The organism is Chitinophaga sp. CF418 (assembly GCF_900142925.1).
Taxonomy (GTDB): domain Bacteria; phylum Bacteroidota; class Bacteroidia; order Chitinophagales; family Chitinophagaceae; genus Chitinophaga.
In genome coordinates, this window is record NZ_FRCN01000018.1 from 135,137 (window position 1) to 150,731 (window position 15,595).

A 15,595-nucleotide genomic window follows, 5' to 3' on the forward strand; every position below is an offset into this window, starting at 1 on the left:
TAAGTACCTTTTATCAAGGTAGTGGAATTTATAAGGGAGGAGGGGTTTTTATATGCCCCTGCGTTGCTTTTCCTCCTGCAATTTTTCATATTCTCTTGCTGCATCTCCGAATGGATCGCGATGCCAGGCTTTAAAGTACTGGAATGCCAATGCAAGTCCCCAGCCAATTCCAGGCCATACAGGCCACGGCGTACCGCCATATTGATAGGCGTTTGTCGCCAGCCAGACTGCCCACAAAAATGCATTCGTAACGAGGTAGATAATAAGCGAAGTTTTGAACTTCGCCCTCAATTGAGCGATTTTCCAAAGTTGTTGGTCGCGTTGAGAATTTGGTTCCATATGTATAAGATTTAAGCCCCGATTAAATGTAGTAATTTTTCCTGAATAGTACCAGCTGGCAGAGGGATAGCAATAAAAAAGAGGTAAAAACATTGTCCAGCCTGGAACTGCAATGCTATTTCAGCAGCAATATATAATTTTGGTTAACGACCTGACGGACAGACTGCATAACGCGATACAAAATATTTTTCCCGGCATTCCACGAATCACACATAAACATATTGGTTAAACTTCATTGCATATACATACTAAAGATTGTGTCTTAATGGTTATTTAATTGATGAAACCCAGAGCGTTTTATCTAATAATGCACTCACCAGTCCCTGGTGACAAGATCCGTTTTGCCAACAGGGACCAGTGAGCTGGTTTTATTTTGATTTACCTGTACGTTCCACGTTGGGAAGCAGGCCAGTAAGCAGACCTATTAAGGGCAGATAAGCACATACGTCAAATACGTGGGCTATGCTGGTTCTGTCGGCCAGTTTCCCTAATAATGCAGACCCGATACCACCCATGCCAAATGCAAGCCCGAAGAACAGTCCGGCTATCATGCCCACCTTACCTGGCACCAATTCCTGTGCATAAACCAGAATAGCAGAAAAAGCAGATGACAGGATCACGCCAATAAATACACTGAGCACGGAGGTCCACAACAAATTAGCGTGTGGCAGTAAGAGTGAGAACGGCGCCACACCCAATATGGATATCCAGATCACATACTTACGTCCTATACGGTCGCCTACCGGGCCGCCGATGAAAGTACCAGCAGCAATGGCAAACAGGAAGATAAAGAGATACACCTGCGCACTTGAAACAGACACATGAAACTTATCAATGAGGTAGAATGTATAGTAGGTGGTCATACTGGCCATGTAGAAGTATTTGGAGAAGATCAGCACCAGCAATATGCTCAGTGCAAAAATGACTTTTCCCCTGGGCAATTGTACATGTACTGATGCGTCCATACCTTTCGATTTACTACGAATGCGATTTGTATTGTTTTTATACCAGGATCCGATATTGATCATCACCACAATGGCCAGCAGAGCGGCCAGTGAGAACCAGCTAATGCTGGACTGTCCTTTCGGTACAATGATCATTGCTGCGAGCAGTGGGCCCAGAGAGCTACCGGCATTTCCTCCCAGCTGAAAAAGCGATTGCGCCATACCATGTCTGCCACCGGATGCCATATGCGCCAGACGGGAAGCCTCAGGATGGAAGATGGAAGAGCCTACGCCCACCAATGCTACAGACAACAGCACCAGGTAAAAATGGTGTGCCTGGGAGAGGCTGACCAGTCCCACTAAGGTAAAGCCCATACCAATGGCAAGTGAATACGGCTTTGGATTTTTGTCTGTATAAAGTCCTACCAGTGGCTGCAGCAGTGAGGCTGTGAGCTGATAGGAGAGTGTAATCAGCCCTATCTGGCTGAAAGAAAGTCGAAGTGAGTCTTTAACGATCGGATAGATGGCAGGTATCAGTGACTGTATGGTGTCATTGATCATGTGGGAGAAGCTGAGCGCGATCAGAATAGAAAATACGGTATTCTGCGCGGCCTGCTGTGCCTGCGCCTTTGCGGTTTCCTGTAATGTTTTTTCCATGATGTTTACTTTGCTGGCTCGTCGTTACTGTGTTGGGTAATACGTTGGGCCCATTGCCAGGCTTTCTGGGCATCCTGGGCAATGATGCTGTTTAAAAGGTTCTTATGCAGATGCTGGCTATCTCTAAAGCTTTCAGCATTTTTGAACTGTGCTATAAAGTGATTTTTCAGGTGATGCGCCACTGTTTTATAGAGGTCGGTCAGGATACTGTTGCCGGACGCCTCCGCAATGGCAACGTGGAAACTGATATCAGCTTCAATAGCGCCGGCTGTGTCATCAGCGATGCCTGCTTCCTTCCTCTTCTTCAGATATGCCTCCATTTTATCAATGTCTTCCGCCGTTCTGTTGACTGCGGCCTTCTGCGCTATCTTCATTTCCAGGAGTAGCCGTACTTCATCCAGGTCATCTACACCTGCCCGCTTTATCCTTTGAGGGAAAGGCTCTTCAATACCGGTGCTGGCTTCCACAAAGGTGCCCAGTCCCTGTTGCACGCGTAGTACGCCACTGTTGGCCAGGATGCGTACTGCTTCGCGTATGGATGACCGGCCCACGCCGTATGCCTGCATTAAAGCTGGTTCTGTAGGTAACTTCTCGCCCGGCTTGTAGGTGCCGAGGGATATCTGCTCCTGTAACCGCTGGGCCACTTCGTCGGCAAGGCTATTTCTCTTTATCGATGTCATAAACTAATCATCATATCATCTGATGATTCAAAGGTAAGGAATCTCCGGATTTCTCACATCTTTTTTTATTTATCTTTGCGCCTCTTATTAGAAATAAGCTATAAAACGTGCAACTTTGTAAGGGGTTCCACCTGATTTTAAAACAAGACTAACAAATGAAAGCATTTAACTTTTTTATTCTATATCGTCTGCCATTGGGTATTATCTTCCTGTTAGGTGGTGTTGCACTGGGAATTACCATAGGTTGGTGGGAAGCTACTATCCTGCTGTTGATTGGTGTGGTATGCCTCGTTACACACTTCATGTTCGGGCCTATGAGGCTGGTACAGGAAGCGGTGGAAGGCGGTGATATTGATAAGGCGATGGGAATGATGAACAAGATCGCTTTCCCTAAACTGCTGTATAAACCGATCCGCTCTGTGTATTACTTCATGCAGAGTAATATGGCGATGTACAATAAAGACCTGGATAAAGCAGAAGCGACTATCCGCCAGAGTATTAAATCCGGTAGTCCGATGAAGGAATACGAAGGCATGCAATATTTTCAGCTGGGTACCATCGCTTACCAGAAAAACGACATGAAGGAAGCTGACCAGAACCTGAAGAAAGCGGTTAGAATGGGGCTGCCTGACAAAGAAAATACTGCTGCAGCACTGCTTACCCTTGCCTCCATTGCCATGAGCCGCAGGGACTTTAAAACAGCAAAAGATTACTTCCGCAGGGCTAAGGCGCAAAAGCCTACTACCGCGCAGATAGTAAGCCAGATAAAAGAAATGGACAAATACATCTCCCGTATGCCCGGTTGATGGACCTGCTTATACCAGAAAGGCGTCCTGTTTCAAGCAGGGCGCCTTTTTTATTGCTGCAATTATTCGTATCTATGATACTATATTCAAATATGTAATAATCAATTAAACCTTATTTTTGTCTAAAATACACTCATCCTATGTTCGGTTTGTTCAGTTTTGACCAGATTCTGGCTATTACCTTCACTCTTTTTGCAGTCATTGATATTGTGGGATCCATTCCCGTACTGATCTCCCTGAAGGAAAAGCTGGGTCATATCGACTCAGGAAAGGCCACCATTGCCTCGGGCTTCCTGATGATATTATTCCTGCTGGTCGGTGAGCCATTCCTGAACCTGCTGAGCGTGGATGTTCACTCTTTTGCGGTGGCCGGTTCTATTGTGATCTTTGTAATCGGTCTGGAAATGATCCTGGGGGTGGAGTTTTTCAAAAGCGAGCAGGATACTAAAACAGGTAGCCTGATCCCTATTGCCTTCCCGCTGATAGCCGGCTCCGGTACGCTGACCACCATTATGTCGCTCAAAGCCAACTATGAAGAAACGAACATCCTGGCGGGCATTCTTCTGAACCTGGTGATCATCTACATCGTACTGCGCTCTTTGGCCTGGATAGAACGCATCCTGGGTAAGGCGGGGTTGATGGTGGTACGTAAGTTCTTTGGCGTGATCCTGCTGGCTATTGCTGTGAAGATCTTCAAGAGCAACCTGAAAATGTGATTGAAAATAAGTAGAGGGGCTTTTGTAATTGATCGCTAAATACATTAGTTTTGCCTTCCTTTCCTGGTAAACAGGATGGCTTCTGGCCTCGTAGTACAATGGATAGTATAAGAGTTTCCGAAGCTCCAGATACAGGTTCGATTCCTGTCGAGGCTACATAGAGCCGAAATTAGCATAAAGCTGATTTCGGCTTTTTTTATGCAGATCAGTTGATTACAGTTATTCCCAAAGTAAAAAATCTTTTAGTTTTCTTTTCGCCGGATAAAATGTAAACATTTACACTTGATAGTATCATTTGATACTATCAAGTGTAGCCAGAAATGAACCCACCATACCAGATTACCGATCGAATACTTCAGTTAACTGGCTGTTTTCTTTTATGGTGTTGTGTGATCGTTTCTTTACTTACAGAGGTTGATTCAGTGTATACCAGAAGTCAGCACTATAAGCAGCAACGGCTAAGGTCTGCAACATGATATCTTTATCGGGATAGTCATCCGGAAATCCCAGGGCAACCTGCTGTGTAACCATAACAATATACTCCTCAACTTCTTCGATTGTTTCTAATTGCTCTATTGTGTTAAACAGGCTAAGATACACGGTCTTTGATGTCGATAAAAAGGGACCATGGCTGGATACACTGTTGATCATGGCAGTATAATAGGCTTCATCCGTATCATAGGCAAATATATCCACGAAACGCGTAGCAACCCTATATTGGTTTAAGGTATAAGGACGCCCCATTGCGATGAGTTCCTCGTTATACGGTTTAAAATACTCATCATTGCTGAGTGCTGTTGCCAGCATACTCTGGTTATAACTATCGTGGTATTTTGCCTGGTCCGGCCCCGTCACTCCGTCGGGAATGGTCACATTAGGTGTTAGCAACGCCAGTTTGGCATTATGAAACTCCCCGAAATAATGAAAGGGGTTTATTTCACTGATAACGGGAGGGACGTGCGTATTTAAATGCAGGGAAGCAGCCAGCTTAAGATTTGCTTTTAAAGTAGACGTGGCATCCACCGTTGCGACGTATCCTTCAGCAGCTTTTATGGACGCAGCAGCTGCACCTGCCACTCCTCCTATAATACCACCGGCAGTAGTGCCGCCAGTCAATTCAAGACCACCCAGCGCACCGGTTATGCCTCCTCCAATATCGGAGGCAATTATCTTAATGATCTTCCAGAATCTTCCTCTGCCTCCCTGATGAGAACTTTTCCGGATAGCATTCGCCGAAATCTCCTCTACTTTTTTGAGGAACGCCGCTTCATCAAATGCTTGAGGAGTGGAGTTGACTACTGAAGTTTCATTTTTGCTACACCCAAATAATAGGGATAAGGCCAGTAGGAATAATAGTGCTTTTTTCATGGTTAAAAGGGTTTAACTGGTGAGTTATGGGCTAATAAACTTATCAGAATAAATATAAATTAAAATAAACCATGATGCAATGGTAAAAAGTAGAATTGGGTGAAAGTCCCTAGTTAAAATGAGTATTCCTGAGTAGTTAGGCCGGCTTATCGTCTTATCAAAATGAAAAGGACGGTTTAGTTCTACTACCGTCCATTCATTATTTTATATAAGCCTATGCCAGACAGCTTAGTCGTTTTTTGTGTACTGCTTCCATTCAATGAACCGTCCGCAGAAGTAACTACGCATGCGGCCTCATTTTGAAGAACATCTTTACACAAAAGAGGAACTTCCTGAACGCATTCCGTTTCTTCATCCCCAGAAAATAACGCTGATGTTTGAAGAATAACTGCATACGTTTAAAGTTGTTCGCAAGGGAATAACTTTCATAGCTGTCATACAGCTCCTGGAAGATCTTTCTCTCCTTATCCAATGCCGCCGGACAGGCATCGCGGAACAGGCGGAATATTGTCCTCGTATTCTGCAGCTTTGCTTTCAGATCAAACTTTCCGCCTGTAATATTGGAGTTGTGTTGCCTCCATTGTACAAATGCAGTATTGATGTATCTGATCTCGCCATAGAATGTGGCAAAGAATGGCAGCCAGAGGTCATAGGCCGCCTCCGTTGGATAAGGCATGGCTGCAACAGCGATAGCCCGTTTCATGATGAGTGAATGACCTGCCACACAATTATCCGTAGCAAAATACAGGCAGCTGTCAAAAGGCGTCTGGTTCTTAAGGTCTGAATGTTTCCACAGCGGCTGAAGATCCTCAGACACCAGCTGGGAATCGCTATAGATCATAGGAGCATCTCCTATGGCATTCATTAACAATGTCGTCTTTTCAGGCGCCCATATGTCGTCCTGGTCGGAGAAGGAAATGAATTCCCCCGTGGCGAGGCTAACTGCTTTTTCGAAGTTTTTAGTATAACCAAGATTGGAAGCATTCCGGAATACACGGATATGGCTATGCCTGGCAGCATATCTTTCGAGGATCTCAACGGTATTGTCTTTACTGCAGTCATCTACAGCTACAATCTCAATATTGGGATAGGTTTGTTTCAGCAGCGAATCCATTTGTGCTTCCAGAAACTTCGCTCCATTATAGGTAGCCATCACGATCGATACAAGAGGAAGCTGTTTTATTTCGCCAAACATAGAAAAAGTAAAGTACTGTTAAAAAAGCCGGTATCCGGTTCAGCGCGTAAAAGTATTGATATTATTCATATTTGCATAGGATCGGCGATAAACCACTGTTTAGACAGTCTCGTCCATATATTTGAAATAAAAAGGCGCTGAAGATAGATCCTGCTATCCTCGGCGCCCTTATTCAGTTCGCTAAATTATTTCTCTAAGTTCGATTTCAGGTTTTTAAGTCCGGTCTGCAGATCATCCCCGATCATTTTTTCAAAATCCATGAATAACAACATCAGGTTCATGGGATAATTCATATGCCCGTCAAATCCCCATTTTACTTTGGTTTCCGTAGGTGAAACGGCTTCAGTCTGCATATACGCCTGTTCGGTAGATTCAAAGGGTTTAATGAACCGCAATTCAAAATCAACTCTCTCGCCCTCAGCGATCTTTTTGATCTCCTGTTCGCCTTTACCTACGTCTTTTTTGTCGCTGTCCCAGGCGGAAACAAAACCAACAGTACCATCTGTACCTGTATAGGTCTTTTTCATTGCAGGGTCCATCATGGCCCATTTACTGTAGTTGTCCTGGTTTTTCAGGAATTTGATGTAGTCAAAAACTTGCTGTTTCGGTTTATTGATCACTATCTCCCTTTCAACGGCATAGCGTTTTTTAGTAAAGGCGGCAAGGATCAGTACGATAGCGATCAGAACGACGATGACCAGCAGGATTTTCTTTAATGCTTTCATGTATGTAGGTTTAAGTTACGTGAAATGGTTTTTCCAGGTCTTTTTGATTTGTATCAACAACGTAAAGTAGGAATTGTTTTTGGTACGGTTAGTCTTAGTCCTGCCATCTTATGCACCTGATAGTATAAGGATATGTGGCACAGACCGGTTGACTATCTTGCCTTGCCGGCTTCCAGCCCTTCATTTTCAGGAATTCATCGCAGAGGTGCTGACGGAGACTACCTCTGACCCGGTCATCCGGAATATCGACATCCACAACAGTGCCCCGTTTGTTTATGTACAGCGTTGCCCACAGGCTGGTTATCCAGTTGCCGGGATCCAGATCTACATTTTTGTAAAAAGCACTTACCAGCGGGAGGATCTTGTCCTGTGCATGCTTCATAATGCCCATTTCCTCGCCCGGATACTTCGGAGGGACTTCGGTAAAATTATAATAAGTCGCACACCCGGACTGGCAGAAGGCCCCCATTTGAATTCCTAATAGTAGTAAGCAAGCGGTAAGTAATGATTTCATAGTCAGCGGATACGCCAAATTACGACTTTCCATTATCCACATCCGTTCTCAAATCCATTTTTTTTCTCCAACTTACAGGCCTTTGGGGATTTTTATGAATAAAGACGATCTATATTGGTTAATATCCACCTCGCCAGCTATACAGATGTTGCGGCTGCGTAATACGCACTGGATCTTACCCTTCTTATATGGTGTTTTTAAAGAGGAGAACAGATTTTCTATTTCTGAGGTACAGCTGGTACGCCTGCTGGCCGAAACCCTGAGCCAACAGGACGATGGGACCGAAGACCTGGAAGAAGCAAAGATCAACTTTGGAGAAGATGAGGAAAGCCGCAGTCGTAAATATATCCTGAACTGGGTGCAGAAAAGACTCTTGCAGGACCTTCCGGATGCAGAAGGAAATACCCAGTACCAGCTCAGCGCCTACACAGAGAAGGTATTTCAGTGGATGCAGACCTTACAACTACGCCAGCACGTGGGTACGGAAAGCCGTTTTAAACTGTTATTCAACTCCTTACGGGATATCGTAGAGAATACAGAAGACGACAGGGCCAAAAAACTTGAAATACTGAAAAATAAACGGGCCGAGATCGATAAAGAGATCAAAGCCCTGGAACTGGGTATTGTGCCTGACAGGTACAATAACGCCCAGGTGGAAGAACGCCTGGAACTGTTCACTCGCCTATGTTATGAGCTGATCAGCGACTTCCGGGAGGTGGAAGACAATTTCAAAGCCATCCACCGCACTATTGTAGAGCAGCACACCAAGGCGGAACAGAGCAAAGGTGCCATTATCGGGTTTGCATTCGAAGCGTACGACTCTCTGCGTAATAGTAACCAGGGAAAGAGCTTCTATGCTTTCTGGGACTTCCTGATCTCCCGTGCAGGACAGGAAGAATGGCGGGAGCTAACAGACCAACTATTGCATACCATCTCGGAAAGAAAGATCAGCGGCGATGATCAATTCCTGCAGAATATCAAGTCCATGCTGCTGCAGCAGGGGAAAACGGTGTATGATGCCAACGATAAAATGGCTGAAAAGCTCAGTCGTATTATCTCCGAAAAAGAAATAGCCAGGCATAGACGCCTGCGTAAGCAGATCAACAACATCAAGGAATTTGTGTTCGACCTGATCGAAGAAGACGACAATATTGATTGTGGCATTACGTTGGATGATAGTCTCGGCGTCAGGATGGTAATGGAAAAGAAACTGGCGCTGGAACAAAAGAAAACAACTGTCGAAGTAAAACAGCCGGCAAATGCTACTGAGCAGATAGAAGATATCACGAGGTTCAGCAGGTTACTGAATACTTCCTTTATCAGCCGGAAACAGTTATGGGAGAAAGTAGAACATGCACTGAAGGATAAACAGACGGCTACGCTGAAAGAGGTGCTGGAACATTCTCCACTGGAGAATGGCCTGGCAGAGATCATCAGTTATTATGATTTCCTGCGTGAAAAAGCCAGTCGTGCATATATCGTGAAAAACACGACAGAGCTGATCCCACTGAATGCGGAACAAACAAAATTTGTGGAAGTTCCCTATTTATTATTTGGTAAATAACAGAGCCGACTATTATGAGCACATCTAAAATATTACCTTATGCATCAGTAGTAGTGAAACTGCTGAAAGGCCCGGTGGAATACGTGGAGAAAGGCGCCTGGGAGAAATTGCTGCAATACAAGGTTGAGTTGACAGGTTTCCTGCAACAACTGGGATTGCTCCTGGTACTGGATGAACAGGATGGTTACGCTTTTGTGAAACATGCACTTTCAGAAGATGATGAAGCATATGTAAGCTGGACACAAAGACGTTCTTTCAGTTACGAAGAGAGTATTATGCTGGTGCTGCTGCGGGAAATGATGGCTGAATTTGAGATCAGTGAATCCGCTTCCCGTGAACTCATCAAAAAACGCCGGGAAATAAAAGAATATGCGGAGCTTTTCTTCAAGGAAGGCGCCAGCCGTATCAAATTCCTGAAAGAGATAGACAGGTTAATAGATAAAGTAGAAGAAAGCGGTTTCCTCCATAAAATGGAAAACCATGAAGTAATAGACGAACAGAAGTTCAGGATCAGAAAGATCATCAAAGCAAAAGTTGACAGTGAAGCGCTGGAGAACTTTCAGCAGCAGCTGATGGCACATGCCGGAGGCGTTGTAGCAGCTGAATAACATACCTGTAAAAACCTTTTATTAGCACAATGCAGTTAAACGTTTTTAGTACTGATAATCATAAGAGTGGATTCCGCCTGCAATACCTGGAGGTATTCAACTGGGGTACATTTGATGAACATATACATAGTATCAAACCTAACGGCGATACCAGCCTGCTGACAGGCGCCAATGGTAGTGGGAAGACCACTTTCATTGATGCCTTGCTCACACTGATGGTGCCGGAAAAGAAATACCGTTTCTATAACCAGAGTAGTGGTAGTGAAAAGAAGGGCGACAGAACAGAGGATTCCTACGTACTGGGCGGATATGGCATGGTCAATAACGAAGCGACCGGCGTAACCAAAACCCTTTACCTGAGAGAGAATAAGGAAGATGCTTATAGCATCCTGCTGGCCAACTTTGCGAACGAGGCTGACCAGGCAGTGACGCTCTTCCAGGTGAGATATTTTGTGAACGGAGATATGCGTAAGATCTTCGGTGTGGCCCATCGTTCTATGCATATCGCTGATGATTTCAGCCCATTTGACCTGGGTGGTAACTGGAAACGTCGCATCGATCAGTTGTACAACAGGGGCGGCCGCAGACAGGTGGAATGGTTTGATGCCGCCAGTAAATATGCACAACGTATGGTGGATGCCCTGGGGATGCAAAGCATACAGGCATTACAGCTGTTCAACCAGACAGTAGGTATCAAGGTATTGGGGAACCTGGATGACTTCATCCGTACCAATATGCTGGAACCCCGCAATATGGAAGAACAGTTCCAGGAACTGAAGAAACACCTCACTACCTTGCTGGATGCCCAGCGTAACATAGAAAAGGCAGAAGAGCAGATCCGCCTGCTGGAGCCGGTAAAGGAACACTATGAGAACTTCTCTTCCTATCAGACCACTATCACCCAGCTAAAACAGGAGCTGAACACCGCTACTATCTGGAACAGCTTTACGCGGAACCAGCTGTTGACGCAGGCCCTGTTTGAACGCAGGCAGGAAGTGCAAGGGCTTCTTAAGAAAATAGAAGAAGCGAAGATCAATATGGCTGATCTGCTGGAGCAGGAACGTACTACCCTGAACCTGCTGGAACAGAATAAAGCCGGACAACGTTTACAGCAACTGGAAAAAGAGATCCAGGACCTGGAAAAGAAGCGCGTGGAGACAGAAGAGAATCTGAAAGAGTTTTCCGCATGGTGCGAAACTTTGCACCTGAAGGAAAATGATATGAACGACGAAGCAACCTATCAGCGGATACTGAAGGAAGTGCATCGTAGTTCCCTGAAACTGGAAACGGAACAACGCCTTAATGAAGAAGATGAATATAGCGCCAAAAGGGTAAAAGAACGTGCGGAGAGTGAAAAGGAAACCCTGGAGAAGGAGATCGAGATGCTGCACCAATCCCGTAACAATATTCCTTCCCACCTGGTAGCGCTACGTAAAGAGATATGCAATAACCTGAAGATCGATGTGGGCGAGATATTGTTTGCCGGTGAACTGATCCAGGTGAAAGCTGAGGAAATTGAATGGCAGCCTGCCCTGGAAAAACTACTGCATTCTTTCTCACTGCGCCTGTTGGTACCTGAGAAACACTATAAGAAGGTAACTTCCTACGTAAACAATAACAACCTGCGTACGCGCCTGATATATTATCAGATCAAGGAATCAGCATTGACCTTGTATCCTGAAGATGATACCGTATATCATAAACTTGATTTCCATCCCGATCATAAATTAAGTCCCTGGGTACAACAGCAGATCATCCAGCAGTTCAGCTACGTGTGTGTGAATGATGAGAAAGCGCTGCAACGTCACGATATGGCTATTACTGTGGAAGGCCTGATCAAGAACCGTGACAGGCATGAAAAGGATGACAGGAGCAACAGTAACGATGCTTCCCGTTATGTAATGGGATGGAACAACGAGCGCAAGAAAGATGCACTGATCTCTAAAAGGAACAAACTGAACGAAGCGATCACCTCTTCTAACGAGATCCTGCAAACCTGCAAGTCAAGATCCGGCCGCTTACAGAAACAGTTCTATGCAATAGGACGTCTGAAGGAACATAAAGGATTTGAGGAGATCAATGTCGCTAAGATCCAGAAGAATATCCGTAAGGCGCAGGAGCAGATAGGTTCACTGACGGATGAAAACCAGGAACTGGATGCACTGAAACAGCAATTACTGGACATCGAACGTCAGAAGGAAGATAACCAGGAAGCACAGGCAATGCTCATCAGGAATGAAGCATTGGAACAGCGTAACATCGCTGATATGGAGGAAGAGCAACAGGCCATGCAACACCTGTTACAGCACATTACAGAAGCTGATAAGGACGAGCTGCTGAACTTCCAGCAACAGCATAGTCACCTGTTAGGTAGTGTGACACTGGAAAATATCGCAGGCATCTATAAATCCCTCCGGGAGAACAAGGAACAGGATCTCAAGCTGGCAGAAGATGCCCGTCATAAAGAAGAGGTGATGCTGAACAGAAGTATCAACCGTCTGAAGAGCCCTTCAGCAGAAGTGATACAGAAGTTCCCTGACTGGATAGCTGATGTACAGGCCTTCTCTGATGATGGGGTGCACGCTACGGAATATATCGAATGGCTGGATAAGCTGACCACCGATAACTTACCGGGATTCAAGAAAGACTTCGAAAGCTATATCAACGTTACTATCACTTACAAGATCGGTGGGCTGAATGAGGAAATGGAGAAGTGGGAGCGTGATATCTCCAATACGATCCAGAAACTGAATCACTCCCTGAGTGGTATCAACTTCAACCGTCTTCCTGATACATATATCCAGCTGGTGAAAAAGCCGGTAGCTTCCGGTTCTGAAGCAAGAGAATTCAAAGGCCGTTTGCTGGATGCTTTACCTCAGGCAGCCAACTGGCAGCAGAGCAGTTTTGAAGAGAAAGCACAACATTTCCGCGAAAAGGTACAGCCCCTTATTGCTGCATTGGATGAGAGTGAAGCTTACCGCGCACGTGTGCTGGATGCCCGTAACTGGTTTGAGTTCTGGGCAGATGAACGTTTCAGGGAAACGAATGAGTCGAAGAAGATATACCGGCAGATGGGGCAGTTGTCAGGTGGTGAGAAAGCTCAGCTGACCTACACCATCTTGTGTAGCGCCATCGCTTACCAGTTTGGCATCACCAGGGAAGGAAAGAATGCGCGTAGCCTGCGGTTCATTGCAGTGGATGAGAGCTTCAGTAACCAGGATGAGGAAAAAGCAACTTACCTGATGGAGCTCTGTAAGCAGTTGCACCTGCAATTGCTGGTGGTAACACCGAGCGATAAGATCCAGATCGTGCAGCATTTCATTGCACATGTACACCTGGTGCAGCGTGTGAACGGGCGTCACAGTGTGTTGTATAATATGACGGTGAAAGAGTTGCAGGATAAAATGGAGGATACCGGAGTAGCAGTCTGATATACGGAACTATAAATCTTAACTCCGTCAGCCATCTTTTCAAAAGAGGTGCTGACGGAGTTTTTATTTTCATTAATAACTCATTTCCACGATCTTCTCAACATCGTCGGGAGTTAATGTCTTTCTTTCACCTAAGCCGTTCCAACCTCTTTCTGTGAATCTCCGGGAGATGATCTGAGCCGTTCCTTCATACGATCCGGTGTACTCGGACAGTCTTGTGTTTATATCCAGGGAATGAAAGAATTCCTCCGTCATCTTTATACCGGCGGTAGCCTGTTCTTCCAGGCTCATGGCTGTTACATTCCAGACGCGTTCAGCATATTGGGCCAGTTTCTCTTTTTTATCGTTGAAGTTGTAGCGGTAATGAGAGGGCGCAATAATAGCCAGTGTCCTGGCATGATCTATTCCGAACATGGCGGTCAATTCATGTCCCATGGCATGTATGGCCCAATCGGTAGGTACTCCTTTCTGTATCAGGCCATTGAGGGCCATGGTGCAACTCCACATAAAATTGCCCGCTGCATCGTAATCAGAAGGATCTTTTATGACTCTTGGGGCTACCTCTATGAGTGTCTGCATGATACTTTCCGCGATCCTGTCCTGCAGCATGGCGCCGGTAGGGTAGGTCATGTATTGTTCCAGTACATGTGTGAAAGCATCCGTAATACCATTGGCCAGCTGACGTTTAGGAATAGAAGCCACCACCTGTGGGTCCAGAACGGAAAACTGCGGAAATAAACCGGGGCCCCCCATGGAGAATTTCTCCTGTGTTTCCTTCCTGCTGATCACTGCCCCGGAGTTCATTTCTGAAGCTGTGGCCGGTAATGTGAGGACGGTGCCGAATGGCAATCCTTTTTTGGTAACGATCTTTTTGGAAAGTATATCCCAGGGATTGTCGCCTTCATAAAGGGCGGCAGACGAAAGGAATTTCACGCCGTCAATAACAGATCCACCGCCGACTGCCAGCATAAAGTCGATCTTTTCCTCTTTGATCACCTTAAGGGCTTTCAGTAATACCTCATATTCCGGATTGGCGGGAATGCCGCTGAATTCCAGTACGGTAAATCCCTGTAAGGCATCTTTTACCTGATCATAAATACCATTCTGTTTAATACTGCCGCCGCCATATAGCATCAATAGTTTTGCTCCGGCAGGGATTTCCTTTGGGAGATTGGCAATCTGTCCTTTGCCGAATAAGATCTTCGTTGGGTTCCTGAATTCAAAATTTAACATGTGGACGCTGTTTGTTAAGATATCTGTATAGCTCTTCCTGACACAAAGTAAATGTAAAACCGTGTGCATTATGATTAACATGCTACTATAATAAATAGTTGAAGACAGGTGAAAAATAGGGTAGGGGCCTGTTCAAAATATGACATATTGACGAGAAGTCTATGTTTGACATCGTCAATTATGCGTCTTGGAGTGCTGCTATATTACTTTGCTATTATTTGATTATTAATAAGATAAAATATTGACTTAATCAATTATGTGTCGATATGGGCATCTGTTGATGACCTTTCTTTCATTGAGCAGTTTTGGCAGTTTAAATACACTGAGAATGTTCCTGATTTTAGCAAAACTTTAGATTTAACAGTTCTATCTTGTGCATGAAAACAGGATACAAGGACTATGATCAGAGCATATAAACTATACACAGGCGAAGACGGACATTCTCATTTTACTGTAGGAACAGTAACGCACCGGGACGTAAAAGAAGCAGATTCTATCATGTTCAACGAAACAGCCCCGCGTTCTACCTATGACTGGCATCCTGCCCCAACCACTCAATATGTCATTACCTTATCCGGTACTTTATTGTTTGAGACCTATCTGGGGGAGCAGTTTACCCTGAGACCGGGAGAAGTGCTGATTGCTATGGATACTTATGGTACCGGCCATAAATGGGAGCTGATCGATGATCAGCCGTGGAGAAGAGTGTATGTGGCTTTTAAGGAGGGAGTGGATATTAATTTTGTGCCGGATGGGCAGTAGCTTTTAAACAGCAAGCTAGCAAATAAGCGATCATAGATGTTTATTAGTCAATA

General features: G+C 45.1%; 14 protein-coding genes and 1 tRNA gene. 7 read left to right on the top strand and 8 right to left on the bottom strand.

Translation table 11 applies throughout. The features are described 5' to 3' along the window. Window positions 1-48 precede the first annotated feature (48 nt). From F3I09_RS31220 to F3I09_RS31230, 3 genes are all read right to left on the bottom strand, one after another. Window positions 49-339 (bottom strand): 2TM domain-containing protein, encoded by a 291-nt coding sequence (locus F3I09_RS31220; protein ID WP_188134030.1) that lies wholly within the window; start codon window positions 337-339, stop codon window positions 49-51. A gap of 368 nt (window positions 340-707) precedes the next feature. Then, window positions 708-1,940: an MFS transporter gene (locus F3I09_RS31225; protein ID WP_149698979.1), complete on the bottom strand. Its 1,233-nt coding sequence runs from the start codon at window positions 1,938-1,940 to the stop codon at window positions 708-710. A 5-nt stretch (window positions 1,941-1,945) separates the two neighbouring features. Continuing rightward, window positions 1,946-2,620: a FadR/GntR family transcriptional regulator gene (locus F3I09_RS31230; RefSeq protein ID WP_149698980.1), complete on the bottom strand. Its 675-nt coding sequence runs from the start codon at window positions 2,618-2,620 to the stop codon at window positions 1,946-1,948. Window positions 2,621-2,775: 155 nt separating this feature from the next. On the opposite strand from F3I09_RS31230, the gene F3I09_RS31235 reads away from it, so the two are divergent. The 3 genes from F3I09_RS31235 to F3I09_RS31245 all read left to right on the top strand — a co-directional run bounded on the left by F3I09_RS31235 (window position 2,776) and on the right by F3I09_RS31245 (window position 4,298). Next, window positions 2,776-3,426: a lipopolysaccharide assembly protein LapB gene (locus F3I09_RS31235; protein ID WP_149698981.1), complete on the top strand. Its 651-nt coding sequence runs from the start codon at window positions 2,776-2,778 to the stop codon at window positions 3,424-3,426. Window positions 3,427-3,566: 140 nt separating this feature from the next. Further along, window positions 3,567-4,142 carry a MarC family protein gene (locus F3I09_RS31240; protein WP_223233448.1) on the top strand — a complete coding sequence of 192 codons (576 nt, stop codon included), beginning with the start codon at window positions 3,567-3,569 and terminating at the stop codon, window positions 4,140-4,142. A gap of 84 nt (window positions 4,143-4,226) precedes the next feature. After that, a tRNA-Arg gene (locus F3I09_RS31245) sits at window positions 4,227-4,298 on the top strand. Window positions 4,299-4,547: 249 nt separating this feature from the next. Here the strand turns inward: F3I09_RS31245 and F3I09_RS31250 are convergent. From F3I09_RS31250 to F3I09_RS31265, 4 genes are all read right to left on the bottom strand, one after another. Next, the gene (locus F3I09_RS31250) at window positions 4,548-5,510 is read right to left on the bottom strand and encodes a hypothetical protein (RefSeq protein ID WP_149698982.1); all 963 of its coding nucleotides are present in this window, start codon (window positions 5,508-5,510) and stop codon (window positions 4,548-4,550) included. A gap of 280 nt (window positions 5,511-5,790) precedes the next feature. Beyond that, the gene (locus tag F3I09_RS31255) at window positions 5,791-6,705 is read right to left on the bottom strand and encodes a glycosyltransferase family 2 protein (RefSeq protein ID WP_149698983.1); all 915 of its coding nucleotides are present in this window, start codon (window positions 6,703-6,705) and stop codon (window positions 5,791-5,793) included. A gap of 185 nt (window positions 6,706-6,890) precedes the next feature. After that, window positions 6,891-7,430, bottom strand: coding sequence for an SRPBCC family protein (locus F3I09_RS31260; protein WP_149698984.1), 540 nt, complete (start codon window positions 7,428-7,430; stop codon window positions 6,891-6,893). A 94-nt stretch (window positions 7,431-7,524) separates the two neighbouring features. Beyond that, window positions 7,525-7,812: a hypothetical protein gene (locus tag F3I09_RS31265; protein ID WP_149698985.1), complete on the bottom strand. Its 288-nt coding sequence runs from the start codon at window positions 7,810-7,812 to the stop codon at window positions 7,525-7,527. A 226-nt stretch (window positions 7,813-8,038) separates the two neighbouring features. On the opposite strand from F3I09_RS31265, the gene F3I09_RS31270 reads away from it, so the two are divergent. Genes F3I09_RS31270 through F3I09_RS31280 form a run of 3 tightly spaced genes read left to right on the top strand, consistent with a single transcriptional unit; the run spans window position 8,039 to window position 13,547 of the window. Further along, complete coding sequence (locus F3I09_RS31270) at window positions 8,039-9,508, top strand: DUF3375 domain-containing protein (protein ID WP_149698986.1); 1,470 nt, start codon at window positions 8,039-8,041, stop codon at window positions 9,506-9,508. A 14-nt stretch (window positions 9,509-9,522) separates the two neighbouring features. Then, window positions 9,523-10,116 (top strand): DUF4194 domain-containing protein, encoded by a 594-nt coding sequence (locus tag F3I09_RS31275; RefSeq protein ID WP_149698987.1) that lies wholly within the window; start codon window positions 9,523-9,525, stop codon window positions 10,114-10,116. A gap of 29 nt (window positions 10,117-10,145) precedes the next feature. Then, a complete protein-coding gene (locus tag F3I09_RS31280; protein ID WP_149698988.1) occupies window positions 10,146-13,547 on the top strand; it encodes an ATP-binding protein in 3,402 nt (1,133 codons plus the stop codon). A 72-nt stretch (window positions 13,548-13,619) separates the two neighbouring features. On the opposite strand, the gene F3I09_RS31285 is transcribed toward F3I09_RS31280, so the two are convergent. Beyond that, window positions 13,620-14,780 (bottom strand): iron-containing alcohol dehydrogenase, encoded by a 1,161-nt coding sequence (locus F3I09_RS31285; RefSeq protein WP_149698989.1) that lies wholly within the window; start codon window positions 14,778-14,780, stop codon window positions 13,620-13,622. Window positions 14,781-15,179: 399 nt separating this feature from the next. Here F3I09_RS31285 and F3I09_RS31290 point away from each other — a divergent pair, with 399 nt between their 5' ends. Next, the gene (locus tag F3I09_RS31290) at window positions 15,180-15,542 is read left to right on the top strand and encodes a hypothetical protein (protein WP_149698990.1); all 363 of its coding nucleotides are present in this window, start codon (window positions 15,180-15,182) and stop codon (window positions 15,540-15,542) included. Window positions 15,543-15,595 lie beyond the last annotated feature (53 nt).

Excerpts from the sequence above, each read along its gene's own strand:
- F3I09_RS31270 (WP_149698986.1), top strand. The coding sequence starts at position 8,039 with ATGAATAAAGACGATCTATATTGGTTAATATCCACCTCGCCAGCTATA.
- F3I09_RS31260 (WP_149698984.1), bottom strand. The coding sequence starts at position 7,430 with ATGAAAGCATTAAAGAAAATCCTGCTGGTCATCGTCGTTCTGATCGCT.
- F3I09_RS31230 (WP_149698980.1), bottom strand. The coding sequence starts at position 2,620 with ATGACATCGATAAAGAGAAATAGCCTTGCCGACGAAGTGGCCCAGCGG.
- F3I09_RS31275 (WP_149698987.1), top strand. The coding sequence starts at position 9,523 with ATGAGCACATCTAAAATATTACCTTATGCATCAGTAGTAGTGAAACTG.
- F3I09_RS31250 (WP_149698982.1), bottom strand. The coding sequence starts at position 5,510 with ATGAAAAAAGCACTATTATTCCTACTGGCCTTATCCCTATTATTTGGG.
- F3I09_RS31235 (WP_149698981.1), top strand. The coding sequence starts at position 2,776 with ATGAAAGCATTTAACTTTTTTATTCTATATCGTCTGCCATTGGGTATT.
- F3I09_RS31280 (WP_149698988.1), top strand. The coding sequence starts at position 10,146 with ATGCAGTTAAACGTTTTTAGTACTGATAATCATAAGAGTGGATTCCGC.
- F3I09_RS31290 (WP_149698990.1), top strand. The coding sequence starts at position 15,180 with ATGATCAGAGCATATAAACTATACACAGGCGAAGACGGACATTCTCAT.
- F3I09_RS31240 (WP_223233448.1), top strand. The coding sequence starts at position 3,567 with ATGTTCGGTTTGTTCAGTTTTGACCAGATTCTGGCTATTACCTTCACT.
- F3I09_RS31255 (WP_149698983.1), bottom strand. The coding sequence starts at position 6,705 with ATGTTTGGCGAAATAAAACAGCTTCCTCTTGTATCGATCGTGATGGCT.
- F3I09_RS31265 (WP_149698985.1), bottom strand. The coding sequence starts at position 7,812 with ATGAAGCATGCACAGGACAAGATCCTCCCGCTGGTAAGTGCTTTTTAC.
- F3I09_RS31285 (WP_149698989.1), bottom strand. The coding sequence starts at position 14,780 with ATGTTAAATTTTGAATTCAGGAACCCAACGAAGATCTTATTCGGCAAA.
- F3I09_RS31225 (WP_149698979.1), bottom strand. The coding sequence starts at position 1,940 with ATGGAAAAAACATTACAGGAAACCGCAAAGGCGCAGGCACAGCAGGCC.
- F3I09_RS31220 (WP_188134030.1), bottom strand. The coding sequence starts at position 339 with ATGGAACCAAATTCTCAACGCGACCAACAACTTTGGAAAATCGCTCAA.